This is a genomic window from Paenibacillus sp. RC334 (genome assembly GCF_030034735.1).
In the GTDB taxonomy this organism is placed as follows: domain Bacteria; phylum Bacillota; class Bacilli; order Paenibacillales; family Paenibacillaceae; genus Paenibacillus; species Paenibacillus terrae_A.
This window is the reverse complement of record NZ_CP125370.1, coordinates 97851-111596: the sequence shown is the minus strand read 5'-3', so window position 1 is coordinate 111596 and position 13746 is coordinate 97851. Positions and strand designations below refer to the sequence as shown.

Here is a 13746-nt window from a genome sequence, read left to right as displayed (position 1 = left end):
TGTATCGGCCAGAATAGAGATTATGTTTACAGAAAGAACCATCCCATGCGTTATTTTCAATGTATCTTTCTGAAATTAATATGGAAAAGAGGATGAATAGGAACGGACTACCGATCAAACTAAATCCGTCTTAGCCAAAAAAAGAAATTATCATGCAGAGCACAGCACCAGACGCTCCTTTTTCTCTTTAAGGGCAAATAATCACCCCCTTTGAACCTCAAAAAGCGACGGTACCGACGAAAGCGTCATTCTACGCCAACGTAGGTACCGTCGCTATTTTTCTATAAAAATGGAGCAAATTCCATGTCAGCCTGCTTGCCAAGCATTCTCTCTACCTGCTCTATTCCCCTTCAAATTCAACTTATGCAAATGAAAAATCAATACCATTCAGTTGTATGCAGTGCAGAAAATTTATAAACCAAGTTGTAGACATGATGTCTACGAGTCCCAGTACAATTTGACCCTTAATAATTTCATGTCTACATTTGGTCTACATTTTTGCGTAATAAAAAGCAAAAACCCGCTCAGTGAGCGGGTTTTTTAGATGGAGGCGAGGGGAGTCGAACCCCTGTCCGAAGATAACGACACATAAGCTTCTACGGGTGTAGTGACAGTTTTGATGTCACCCTAGGAACTCCCTGTCACCGGATTCCCTTCGGGTCAGCCTGATTGTCTTCTTCAGCTCACCGCAGGCGGAGATGAGACAGTGTATTCCACTATTTGTTAGCCCCTATCCCAGTCACATGGACGATGCTGGGTAGAAGCACGCACACAGTTTCTTAGGCTGCGAAAGCGTAGTTGTTTTGTTGTTTGCCGTTTAATAGGCTTTAGCGTTGATGAAGCGGACGCGTCCCCACTACCCGCTACCCATGCTCGAACTATCCCCGTCGAATCCATAAACGCCCCCTTATTATAAAAGGGCTCCACGGATAAATCCGGAAATACCGGAGCATAAGCATGCATGTAACTATATCGTAAGCTGAATCCTGAGATTCAACAGTCGAACAAGCTCAAAAGTAAAACTTTAAAACTTACTACTTCATTAGTATACCATATTACACATCATAACGAAACGGAATGAAGCCATTTAAGCTCCACAAAATAGCACCATTATAGGAACAAGTAGCTTATTCACGTAATTTGTACCATGCCCTCTTAATTCAAGTAACAATGGAAAACTCCAGCTCCAGCCTAATCACACGTTGGCTTCACTTCGTCTAATGACTCCAAGCTACGCTAAATTATCTCGCAATTTTCTGCTTCTCACGCAGAGCGCGTTGGATATCACGCTGTGCATCACGTTTGGCCGCAGCATCTCGTTTGTCGTACTGCTTTTTACCTCTACCGAGTCCAAGTAACAGCTTGGCATAGCCGTTGCGAACATAAATCTTTAACGGCACAATCGTGTAGCCTTCCTGTTTGGACAGACCAATAAGCTTGCGAATCTGCTCTTTGTGCAGCAGCAGCTTACGAGTACGCGTCGGATCGGTCGGGTTGTTACGATTGCCTTGTTCAAAAGGACTAATATGCATGTTGTGGATGTGAATTTCAGCATTACGAATGGTGGCAAACGCATCACTGATATTAGAGCGACCATTACGCAAAGACTTAATTTCCGTTCCCGTTAACACCATGCCCGCCTCGTAGGTGTCCTCGATAAAATAGTCATGGGAAGCTTTTTTGTTCTGGGCGAGCACTTTCCCGTCTGCCTTCTTACCCATGAATACCACTCCTTGTTCCTAATGTAATCTATTCCGTAAAAAGAAAACTCCAGCCCGTTCACTACATAACTGCAAATGAGCGGCTTAGAAATATATTGTAACAAAATCCAGACGGTAAAAGCAAGAAAGGTCAAGTCTTTAAAACGAAGCGGCCTCCGTCCAAAACATCAGACAGAAACCGCCGTAATCTAAGCCAAAGATCAGCTTAATACACTGATTCCAAAGATTCATCTATCTAACAAGAAAGTAAGCTACCATCTACATCATTCACTTCTTCTTTTTCCGGACAAACCCAGCGGTGCTATTACCGCCACCACCACTGCCTTTGCTCTTCCGCTTACGACGTGCAGCGTCGTCACCGCTCGGGCTGGCATCACTGCCTGGTGTAGCTGCTCCGCCGATAAAAATACCGCTGGCTGACGTCTTCTTCTTACGTTTACCCGCACTTGATGCTGGCGAGTTGTAACCGCCCTTGCCGCTGCCAAAACCGAAACCGCTGGCTGAGCCAGCTCCTGCTCCGTTTCCGCCGCTACGGCCCGTACGACCTGCGGTACTAATACCTCCGCCGCCTACGCCTAAACCAGCTTCTTTAGGCTTCCCGGCAGCATCACGACCGCCTTTACGCTCTCTGCCAGCCTTGTCCTTGCCGCTCTTACGGTCGCGCCCCTCATGGGGCTTTCCTTTACCTCGGCCCTCACCGCCACGCGCAAAGCCAGCGCCTGTCTTTGAACCACCCGTGCGTTCACGGCGTTGCTGCTGCTTCATATCGACGAGTTCAAAATCAATCGTGTAATCTTCCATATTCACGCGCGCGACGCGAACCTTAACCTCATCTCCGATGCGGAACACCTTGGAGGTACGTTCACCGATCAACGCCATATGCTGCTCGTCAAAATGATAATAATCGTCCGTAAGCGCACTCAGACGCGTCAGGCCTTCCACCGTATTGTCCAGCTCAATGAACATACCAAAGCTGGTTACGCTGCTGATGATTCCCTCGAATTCCTCGCCGACCTTGTCCAGCATGTATTCAGCCTTTTTCATCTGCTCCGTATCACGCTCTGCATCCACAGCCACACGTTCACGTTCTGAAGATTGCTGTGCAATATCAGGCATCCGTGCAGTCAAATACTCCTGACGCTCGGCTGTTAAAGCCCCACCGTTTTCCAATACCTCACGAATGACACGGTGAATCACCAAGTCAGGGTAACGGCGAATCGGCGATGTAAAATGAGAATAATACTCCGCAGCCAGTCCAAAATGTCCTGTCGACTCCGCATCGTACTTTGCCTGCTTCATCGAACGCAGCATCATGGTGCTAAGCACCGTTTGTTCCTTCGTGCCCTGAATGTCTTCCAGCAACGTTTGCAGCGCACGCGGATGAATGGAGTTCCCCCGACCTTTGATCTGATGCCCAAAATTGGCCGCAAAAGCCATAAAGTTTTGCAGCTTCTCCGGGTCCGGGTCTTCATGAATCCGGTACAGGAACGGTACTTTGAGCCAGTGAAAATGCTCGGCTACCGTTTCATTGGCTGCCAGCATGAACTCTTCAATGATCTGCTCAGCAATCGTGCGCTCTCTTTTAACGATATCCACGGCCTTGCCTTCATCATTCACAATTACTTTTGCTTCATCAAAATCAAAATCAACCGCACCCCGTCGCATCCGGTTAGCTCGCAGCTTCAATGCCAGTTCCTTCATCGTACGGAAGTCTTCCACCAGCTCCTTGTACCGTTCCATCAGTTCAGCATCTTCCTCTTCGAGGATTTTGCGAACGTTGGTGTACGTCATTCGTTCCTTCGTTTTAATGACACTGGTGAAAACATCATGTTTTACGACCTTCATATGCTCATTAAATTCCATCTCACAGGACAAAGTCAGTCGATCCACCTGTGGATTCAAGGAACAAATCCCGTTGGAAAGCCGATGCGGAAGCATAGGAATAACACGGTCGACCAAGTACACGCTACAACCGCGGTTATACGCCTCCTGATCCAGCTTGGAGCTCTCACGCACATAATACCCTACGTCGGCAATATGAACGCCCAGACGGTAGTTGCCGTTTGGCAGACGCTCTACATTAACCGCATCATCCAGATCCTTGGCATCCTCGCCATCAATCGTTACAATCGTTTTATCGCGCAGATCGCGCCGCCCCTGACGCACTATTTCTTCTTCCGTAATCGCATCGGGAGCCTTTTCCGCTTCCTCTGTCACTTCATCGGGAAAAGCTTCTGGAAGCTGATGCTTGCGAATAACCGATAGAATATCGACACCAGGATCATCCTTGTGACCCAGCACCTCCAATACTTCACCTTCCGCCGCAGCTCGTCCTTCCGGATAGCTCACAATGCGCACAACGACTTTTTGACCGTTCACGGCTCCGTTGGAGCTGGCTTTTGGAATAAAAATATCCCTGTTAATCCGCTTATCATCCGGCAAAACAAAACCGTATGCTTCGTGGCTCTGGAACACGCCTACCACCTGTAGCACTGCGCGCTTCACGATCCGCACGACTTCGCCTTCCAAACGGCCACCCGAAGGTCCCTTCGACGTTACTCTTACCAGTACCGTGTCTCCATTCATTGCACTCTTCAAGTCATTAGCATGAATGTATACATCCGGGTGCTCCCGGTCTTCCGGGATCAGAAAAGCAAATCCCTTGGCATGAGCCTGCAAACGTCCGCGCTGCAAATCCATCCGTTCCGGCACACCATAGCGGTTCGTCCGGGTCAGCAGAATTTTTCCGTCTTCCTCCAGCGCGTTCAAAAGCTTAAGGAATTCGCGGAAATCCGCCGCGTCCTTAATTTCAAAATGCTGCTCAAGCTCCTGGTAAGTCATAGGTTTGTATGCGGTCTCGCGCATAAAATCAAGTAATTGTTGCTCTGTTATCATAATATCGTCCACCTCGGGTGACCTTTAATTTTCAGTAATAATCCGCATGTTCCTTGTTCCTGATACAAGGCTCTTTATATACTCATACCCTAGTATACACGAATTCAATCGACGGCATCCCTGCCTATCTAAAATCCAAAAAAAGCCCCCGTTTCCCGTGAAACGAAGGCTTAAGGTTATTATTTAGCTTATTTTGCAAAAAATGCAACCAAAACGGAAACGATCATAAAGCCCGCACCCAAAACAGCAGTCACGCGCTGTAAAATCAAATCCATACCGCGAGCTTTTGTCTTGCCGAACAGATGCTCAGCACCGCCAGAGATGGCACCGGACAAACCTGCACTTTTCCCCTTTTGCAGTAAAACAACCGCAATAACAGCAATCGAGAACACAACGAGCAGCACTTTCAAAAAGATTTCCATGAAAAATCCCACCTCCTGAGCTAATACATCCGTTTTGCAAAACAACACAGCCTCTTTTATGAAAACATGATCATATCATGTTATGAATAGCCGGAAATTAACGCAAAACACTATTTTTATTCTACCACAGCTTCCAGTAGATAACAACCAGCTATACCGAGTCACTTCATTAAGCCTTGCAAAAGAGTAAAACCGACGTCACATGGGCAAAAACAAAAAAACAGACCTGTTCACGTTAGCGAACAGATCTGTTTTGTAATTACGTAAAAGGCTTCGAGCGCTCAGACTCTGTGTTCTTGAATCACAGCCGCCTGACCACCGTCAGCATCTTTGCGTAATATTATTTTTTCAGGTTGTAGAAAGATTTCAGGCCGTGGTATTGAGCCAGTTCACCCAGTTGATCCTCAATGCGGAGCAATTGGTTGTACTTCGCGATACGGTCAGTACGGGAAGGCGCACCTGTTTTAATTTGGCCTGCATTTGTTGCAACAGCGATATCAGCAATTGTGCTGTCTTCGGATTCACCGGAACGGTGAGAGATTACAGCTGTGTATCCTGCACGTTTAGCCAACTCGATAGCGTCGAATGTTTCAGTCAGCGTACCGATTTGGTTTACTTTGATCAGGATGGAGTTACCGATGTTTTCTTCGATACCTTTGCCCAGACGCTCTGTATTGGTTACGAACAGGTCGTCACCAACCAATTGGATTTTGTTGCCCAGTTTTTCAGTGAGCAATTTCCAACCTTCCCAGTCATCTTCGGAGCAACCATCTTCGATGGTGATGATTGGATATTTATCAACCCAAGAAGCAAGCAGGTCAACGAATTCAGCAGAAGTGAAGGATTTTCCTTCGCCTTCCAGTGTGTATTTTCCATCTTTGTAGAACTCAGTGGAAGCAACGTCCATACCGAGGAATACGTCAACGCCTGGTTTGTAACCAGCTTTTTCGATCGCTTCGATAATAGTGGACAGAGCTTCTTCGTTGGATTTGAAGTTAGGAGCAAAACCGCCTTCATCGCCAACAGCTGTGTTCAAACCTTTAGAGTTCAGTACGGATTTCAGGTTGTGGAAGATTTCCGCACCAATACGCAAAGCTTCTTTGAAAGTAGGAGCTCCTACAGGCAGAACCATGAACTCTTGTACGTCAACGTTGTTGTCCGCATGTGCGCCACCGTTAACGATGTTCATCATTGGTACTGGCAGTTGTTTAGCGTTAAATCCGCCCAGGTAAGTGTACAGTGGCAGACCCAGAGCTTCAGCAGCAGCGCGAGCTACAGCCATAGATACCGCCAGAATTGCGTTTGCACCCAATTTACCTTTGTTATGTGTACCATCAAGCTTGATCATCAATGTATCAATTTCTACTTGGTTTACAGCATCCAAGCCGATAACTTCAGGAGCGATGATTTCGTTCACGTTTTTAACAGCTTGCAGAACGCCTTTACCCAGGTAACGGGATTTGTCGTTATCGCGAAGCTCTACAGCTTCGTGCGCGCCTGTAGAGGCACCGGAAGGAACGATGGCACTACCGATAGCACCGGATTCCAGATATACTTCCACTTCAACAGTTGGGTTACCACGAGAATCGAGGACTTCGCGAGCGTACACGTCAGAAATAATAGTCATTTGTACTTAATCTCCTTTGTCGATCATGATTTATTGGTCAAGCCTATACTTATTAAATCAAGCTTACTTGCGGGATGCAATCATAGATTTTCCTGTCATTTCCGCAGGCTGCGGAAGTTGCATCAAATCCAGAAGCGTCGGAGCTACGTCAGCCAGTATTCCATGCTCACGCAAAACGATATTTTCGTCAGTCAAAATGAACGGAACCGGGTTAGTTGTGTGAGCTGTGAACGGACGTCCCTGCTCGTCAATTTCCATATCCGCATTACCATGGTCGGCAATGATAATAACAGTGCCACCTTTGGCTTTAACCGCATCTACAACACGTCCAACACATTCATCCGTCGTCTCTACCGCCTTGATCGTTGGCTCCAGCATGCCGGAGTGTCCAACCATATCCGGATTGGCAAAGTTCAGGATAATCGCATCATGCTTATCGGCTTCGATTTCCCTAACAGCAGCATCCGCAACCTCGTAAGCGCTCATTTCAGGCTGCAAGTCATATGTAGCCACTTTAGGCGAGTTAATCAAAACACGAGTTTCGCCAGGCAGTTCTACATCACGACCACCACTGAAAAAGAAGGTAACGTGCGGATATTTTTCGGTCTCGGCAATACGCAATTGCTTTTTGTTGTTCTGCACCAATACTTCGCCGAATGTGTTATCCAGGTTTTTCGGTTCGTAGGCTACGAAGCCTTCAACCGTTTCACTGAACAATGTCAGGCAAACAAAGTGCAAATCTTTAGGGAATTTCGGTCCGCGATCAAAGCCACGGAAATCCTTATTCGTAAATACCTGAGACAATTGAATCGCACGGTCAGGACGGAAATTCAGGAAGATTACTGAGTCATTGCTTTCGACCAGCCCTACAGGGCTTCCGTCAGCCTTCACAATAACCGTCGGCTCCACAAATTCGTCGAACACCGATTTTTCATACGATTCTTTCAACGCTTCCATTGGATCTGTATATTGAGGACCTTCGCCGTACACGATTGCACGGTAAGATTTCTCTACACGCTCCCAACGTTTGTCGCGGTCCATGGCATAATAGCGTCCTTGTACAGTCGCGATTTTACCAATACCCACTTCCTGAATTTTGGCGATCAGCTGTTGCATGAAGTCCACGCCGCTGTCAGACATAACATCGCGTCCATCCATAAATGCATGAATGTATACTTCTGTTAAACCTTCTTTTTTCGCCAAATCCAGCATAGCAAACAGATGGCTAATATGGCTATGCACGCCACCATCGGACAAAAGTCCATACAGGTGAAGCTTCGTGTTGTTCTTTTTGGCATGCTGTACTGCTTTAAGCAAAGTTTCATTCTGGAAGAACTCGCCTTCGCGAATGGACTTCGAAATGCGGGTCAAACTCTGATATACAATCCGGCCTGCGCCGATGTTCAGGTGACCTACTTCGGAGTTACCCATTTGCCCTTCCGGCAGACCTACCGCTTCACCAGACGCTGTAAGCGTTGAATGAGGGTATTGTCTTAAGTATTGGTCGTAGTTCGGCTTGTTCGCCTGTGCAACCGCATTGCCTTCCACAGTTTCGCGCAGTCCGAATCCATCCATAATAATTAAGGCTACCGGTTTTGGTACTGTCATCTTACTTCGCCCCCTCAACAAGCGCGATGTAAGACGCTGGTTGAAGACTAGCGCCACCTACAAGTGCGCCGTCGATGTCGCTTTGGCCCAGATATTCAGCCACATTTTCAGGTTTCACGCTGCCACCATACTGAATCCGTACAGCATTTGCTGTATTTTCATCGTACAGTTCTTTCAACAAACTACGGATATAGGAAATGACTTCATTCGCATCCTGCGAAGTGGAGGATTTACCTGTTCCGATTGCCCAAATTGGCTCATAAGCAACAACCACTTGTGCAGCCTGATCTTTAGCCAAACCAGCAAAAGCCGCTACAGTTTGCACTTTTACAACCGCTTTGGTTTGACCGGCTTCACGGTCTTCCAGCTTTTCGCCTACACATACGATCGGAGTCAGGCCGTGGCGGAATGCCGCATGAACCTTTTTGTTCACTGTTTCGTCTGTTTCGTTAAAATATTCACGACGCTCGGAGTGTCCGATCACAACGTAGTCTACGCCCAGATCTTTCAGCATCCCGCCGCTGATTTCACCTGTAAATGCGCCGTCTTCTGCAAAGTGCAGGTTTTGTGCGCCGATTTTGATAGATGTACCTTTTACTGCTTCAACCAGAGCAGGAAGATTCGTAAATGGTGCGCAGATCACGCTTTCCACTCCTGCAACCTCTGCTTTCCCTTTGATCTCTTCGATGAAAGTTTTAGCTTCTGGTACGGTTTTAAACATCTTCCAGTTACCCGCGATAATCGGTGTTCTCAATGGTTTCAACTCCTAACTATTAGCTGCCCTAAAGCATTTATTATGCGCAGTACGTTTGATTACTTATCGTTGAGTGCAACAACACCCGGAAGTGCTTTGCCTTCCATAAATTCAAGGGATGCGCCGCCGCCAGTAGAGATATGATCCATTTTGTCAGCCAGATGGAACTTCTCAGCCGCTGCCGCAGAATCACCGCCACCAATGATGGTGTATGCTTCTGTTGTTGCGCAAGCTTCCGCTACTTCACGCGTACCGCCAGCGAAAGGCTCCATTTCAAATACGCCCATTGGTCCGTTCCATACAACCAGTTTGGAGTTTTTGATAACATCTGCATAGATTTTACGTGTTTTCGGTCCGATGTCCACGCCTTCCCAATCTGCAGGAATGCCGTCAATATCAACAATGTTCGTGTTCGCCGTAGCGCTGAAATCGTCAGAAATAACGATATCTACCGGAAGATAGAAGTTTTTGCCGAGTTTCTTCGCTTTTTCGATAAATCCAAGAGCTACGTCCAGTTTGGATTCATCCAGTAGGGATTGACCCACTTCATGACCTTGAGCTTTAAAAAATGTATAAGCCAAACCGCCGCCAATGATTACGTTATCTGCAATGTTCAGCAGGTTGTCAATCACGTCGATTTTGTCTTTTACTTTGGAACCGCCGATAATGGCTGTAAAAGGACGATCTGGGTTTGAAAGAGCTTTACCGATTACAGACAATTCTTTCTCCATCAGCAAGCCGGAAACAGCCGGAAGAAGATGCGCGATACCTTCTGTGGAAGCATGAGCACGGTGCGCTGCACCAAATGCGTCATTCACGAAAATGTCAGCCAGCTCAGCAAATTGCTTCGCCAATTCAGGATCATTTTTCTCTTCTCCTGGATAGAAACGTACATTTTCAAGCAACAGCACGTCGCCGTTTTGCAGTTCAGCCACTTTCGCTTTAACAGCCTCACCAACTGCTTCGTCCACTTTAACAACAGGCTTTTTGAGCAGTTCAGACAAACGCACGCCAGCAGGAGTCAGACGCATGGATTCAACGACCTGACCTTTTGGACGTCCAAAGTGACTCGCCAAAATAACTTTTGCACCTTTTTCAATCAGGTAGTTAATCGTTGGCAAGGTTTCACGAATACGCTTGTCATCCGTAATTTTACCGTCCTCAACCGGAACGTTAAAATCTACACGAACAAACACCCGTTTTCCATTCAGTTCTATATCACGTACGCTCTTTTTGTTCATCTCCATATTCCTCCGCACCCTTTTAATTTTACGAAACAGGAATTTAAGGCACATTTTGATATATAAAGAGCGGAAACAATAACTGCTGTTTCCGCTCTATGATGTTGCGCGATAAGACTGTTCTTACTTAGCCAATTTAGCGAAGTATTCCAACGTACGGATCAATTGTGCTGTGTAGGACATTTCGTTGTCGTACCAAGCTACAGTTTTCACCAGTTGTTTGTCGCCAACAGTCAGGACTTTAGTTTGAGTTGCGTCAAACAAAGAACCGAAAGTGATACCTTTGATGTCGGAAGAAACGATCTCGTCTTCAGTGTAGCCGTAAGTTTCAGGATCGGAAGCTTCTTTCATCGCAGCGTTGATTTCTTCAACAGTTACGTTTTTCTCCAGAACAGTTACCAGCTCAGTCAGGGAACCAGTTGCTACTGGTACACGTTGAGCCGCGCCATCCAGTTTACCTTTCAGTTCAGGAATTACCAGACCGATGGCTTTAGCAGCACCAGTTGTGTTAGGAATGATGTTTTCAGCTGCAGCGCGAGCACGACGGAAGTCGCCTTTAGCATGCGGAGCATCCAAAGTGTTTTGGTCGCCAGTGTAAGCATGAATTGTAGTCATCAGGCCTTCAACGATACCAAATTTGTCTTGCAAAGTTTTAGCCATAGGAGCCAGGCAGTTTGTTGTGCAAGAAGCACCGGAGATTACAGTTTCAGTACCGTCCAGAATTTCATGGTTTACGTTGTAAACGACAGTTTTCATGTCGCCAGTAGCTGGAGCGGAGATAACAACTTTTTTAGCGCCGCCTTTCAAATGTTTCTCAGCAGCTTCTTTAGTTGTGAAGAAACCTGTGCATTCCAGAACGATATCTACACCCAGGTCTCCCCAAGGCAGTTCTTCTGGGTTGCGGTTAGCCAAAACCTTAACTTCTTTACCGTTAACTTTGAAGAAGCCATCGTGTACTTCTACTTCTCCTTGGAAAGTACCTTGTGTTGTATCATATTTCAACAGATGTGCCAGCATTTTGGAATCTGTCAAGTCATTGATTGCTACTACTTCAATACCTTCCACGTTTTGAATCCGGCGGAAAGCAAGGCGTCCAATACGTCCGAAACCGTTAATACCAACTTTAACTGTCATGAGTGAGTTCCTCCCAAAGTTCGTTTAGTTTAGTTTATATATTCAAGACAGACCCGAAAGCCCGTCAAGACAACACAATTCATAAATCCGTTTAACCATTCAAATAATGGCTTACAATTTCAGCAGCAGCGCCTTCGTCGGTGACAAGAATATCTTCCTGCCCGAAACGCAGCACTGCATGAATAGCGGCCGCCTTGCTCTTACCTCCAGCTACGCCTAGAACCGTCTCGGTACGCCTGATATCCTCCAAACGGAGTCCAAGCGTCAGCATTCTGTGAACAACGACGCCGTCTTCGTTAAAATAATAGCCAAACGATTCGGCAACCGCGCCCTCACTGCTGATCTGGGCAAAGGTTTCAGGGTCGAGCTTGCGTCTACGTGCCATTGCTATGGCGTTGCCTATCCCGTGAATGATGATCCGACTCTCGCGAATCAGGCTTAAAATATCCTGAATATTCGTATCTTCAAGCAGGGAGTTGTAAGCATGATTGCTGAGCAAATCCGGTACATGGAGCAGACGGTATTGTGAGCCGACCTTACGAGCCATTGTGGAAGCAATTGTGTTCGCCTGCATTTCCATGCTTTCTCCCAAACCCCCACGTGCTGGTACGAACCATCCGCCCTTAAGTGGGCCATTAGCAGGTAGTGTCAGTTGGTCCGCCACGTCGGCAATCGTCGTGCCACCTGTTACGGCGACCACATCCTCGTCGTCCATAACACTCAGCAGCGCTTTTGCCCCGGCACGACCCAGCTCCTGCTTCGTTAAAGGAGAAGCATCCGAATCCCCTGGAACGACAACCACCTTCCTCAAACCATAGGCTTGACGAATCTGATCCTCCAATTGGGACAGGCCGAACAAGTTGTTCGCAATTGGCTCCAGCTGTTCCAGCAGATCCAGTCCTGCTTTGCTCACCTTCATGCCCACACTCTCAATCTCAATCAGCCCTTGGGCTTTAAGAAGATCGGTTTCGGCGCGCAACACGCGCTCGGTCATGTTCAGTGAAGCCGCCAGCGTTCTGCGTCCAATAACATCGGACAGCATAATCTGATGCAGGATTGTGTACCTTTTTTTCAAAACATCCATGAGGTCGGGCAGAAGCTGCTTCTGTATTTCTAATATCTTTCGCATGCTTTCCACTCCCGCACACTTCTAAGTTCTATCTTTAATACTATATCACTAACTGGTCTTAAAACGTCCCGGGTTAACTTTTTAAGTCCCACGTATATCTTACCCAATATTTGCTCCACATGCAAGTCTATCTGAACCTATATTTCTCAACTTTTTATGTGAATATGCGCACGTAATAAAAGCTTGCAATTCAATGCCGTATATCATATAATCATCTTTGTTTCCAATTAGCTGTGCGCCCGTGGTCCAACGGATATGACGTAGGCCTCCGGAGCCTGAGATCGAGGTTCGATTCCTCGCGGGCGCGCCATTTTATATGAATGTCTAAATGCTTCTATATACTGTTTTAACCAATAAGAGCGCAGAGGGCTCTTTTTTTGACTATTAGTTTGACTTTCTTTGACTTTTTGTTTGAAATTGTTTATCATGTGGTTAATACGGTAACAGTTTATAAATAGGGACGTGTAATCGGCATGTCCACCAAATCCATTAACGATATTAAAGGGAGGTTTTTTGACGTGAGCTATGTTCCTATGGTAGTAGAACAAAGTAACCGCGGCGAACGCGCCTATGACATTTATTCCAGACTGTTGAAGGATCGCATTATTTTGTTGGGCTCGGACGTCAATGACGTTGTAGCCAACTCTATTATTGCGCAAATGCTGTTTTTGGCTGCCGAAGATCCTGAAAAAGACATTCACTTGTATGTTAACAGCCCTGGCGGTTCGATCACAGCCGGTATGGCCATTTTCGATACGATGCAATATATTAAACCTGACGTGTCTACGATTTGTGTAGGTATGGCGGCTTCCATGGGTGCGTTCTTGCTGAACGCAGGTGCCAAGGGCAAACGTTTTGCTTTGCCGAACAGTGAGATTATGATTCACCAACCGCTGGGTGGCGCACAAGGTCAAGCAACGGATATTGAAATCCGCGCCCGCCGCATTCTGAAAATGCGCGACAAATTGAACCGCATTCTCGCAGATCGCACAGGCCAACCACTGGAGCGCATTGAAAAAGACACAGACCGTGACTATTTCATGTCCGCGGATGATGCCAAGGAATACGGTATTATTGATAAAGTGCTTACTAGCTCCTCTCCAGAAGGTGTGTAAGAGAACGAATTATGGCCTCTGAATAGCTGGTAAACGAAAAAAGCTGCCCCGGATGATTGTATCCGGTAGGCAGCTTTTTTCGTTTACTATTCTTTTGTGT

At 46.7% G+C, this 13746-nt stretch carries 10 protein-coding genes, 1 tRNA gene and 1 other RNA gene; 2 read left to right on the top strand and 10 right to left on the bottom strand.

Annotated elements, in window-relative coordinates; all coding sequences use genetic code 11:
- Positions 1–542: 542 nt before the first annotated feature.
- The 10 genes from ssrA to QMK20_RS00540 all read right to left on the bottom strand — a co-directional run bounded on the left by ssrA (position 543) and on the right by QMK20_RS00540 (position 12531).
- Positions 543–907: a transfer-messenger RNA gene (gene ssrA, locus QMK20_RS00585) on the bottom strand.
- A gap of 334 nt (positions 908–1241) precedes the next feature.
- Positions 1242–1721, bottom strand: coding sequence for an SsrA-binding protein SmpB (gene smpB / locus QMK20_RS00580; protein ID WP_014279183.1), 480 nt, complete (start codon positions 1719–1721; stop codon positions 1242–1244).
- 267 nt (positions 1722–1988) lie between these two features.
- Complete coding sequence (rnr, locus tag QMK20_RS00575; RefSeq protein ID WP_283654147.1) at positions 1989–4616, bottom strand: ribonuclease R; 2628 nt, start codon at positions 4614–4616, stop codon at positions 1989–1991.
- A 188-nt stretch (positions 4617–4804) separates the two neighbouring features.
- Entirely contained in the window at positions 4805–5038 is a 234-nt protein-coding gene (secG, locus tag QMK20_RS00570) for a preprotein translocase subunit SecG (protein WP_043922593.1), read from the bottom strand.
- Between the two features lie 340 nt (positions 5039–5378).
- Entirely contained in the window at positions 5379–6665 is a 1287-nt protein-coding gene (eno, locus tag QMK20_RS00565; RefSeq protein ID WP_044645031.1) for a phosphopyruvate hydratase, read from the bottom strand.
- Between the two features lie 63 nt (positions 6666–6728).
- Entirely contained in the window at positions 6729–8273 is a 1545-nt protein-coding gene (gpmI, locus tag QMK20_RS00560) for a 2,3-bisphosphoglycerate-independent phosphoglycerate mutase (RefSeq protein WP_283654146.1), read from the bottom strand.
- Between the two features lies 1 nt (position 8274).
- A complete protein-coding gene (tpiA, locus tag QMK20_RS00555) occupies positions 8275–9027 on the bottom strand; it encodes a triose-phosphate isomerase (RefSeq protein WP_283654145.1) in 753 nt (250 codons plus the stop codon).
- A 59-nt stretch (positions 9028–9086) separates the two neighbouring features.
- Positions 9087–10268, bottom strand: a complete 1182-nt coding sequence (locus QMK20_RS00550; protein WP_149095409.1) for a phosphoglycerate kinase — start codon at positions 10266–10268, stop codon at positions 9087–9089.
- 123 nt (positions 10269–10391) lie between these two features.
- Positions 10392–11402: a type I glyceraldehyde-3-phosphate dehydrogenase gene (gene gap / locus QMK20_RS00545; RefSeq protein ID WP_014279176.1), complete on the bottom strand. Its 1011-nt coding sequence runs from the start codon at positions 11400–11402 to the stop codon at positions 10392–10394.
- 91 nt (positions 11403–11493) lie between these two features.
- Positions 11494–12531, bottom strand: coding sequence for a sugar-binding transcriptional regulator (locus tag QMK20_RS00540; protein ID WP_283654144.1), 1038 nt, complete (start codon positions 12529–12531; stop codon positions 11494–11496).
- Between the two features lie 235 nt (positions 12532–12766).
- Between QMK20_RS00540 and QMK20_RS00535 the strand changes: the two genes are divergently transcribed.
- Positions 12767–12841 (top strand) — tRNA-Arg (locus QMK20_RS00535).
- Positions 12842–13049: 208 nt separating this feature from the next.
- Positions 13050–13646, top strand: a complete 597-nt coding sequence (gene clpP, locus QMK20_RS00530) for an ATP-dependent Clp endopeptidase proteolytic subunit ClpP (RefSeq protein ID WP_025686039.1) — start codon at positions 13050–13052, stop codon at positions 13644–13646.
- The last annotated feature ends 100 nt before the right edge of the window (positions 13647–13746 follow it).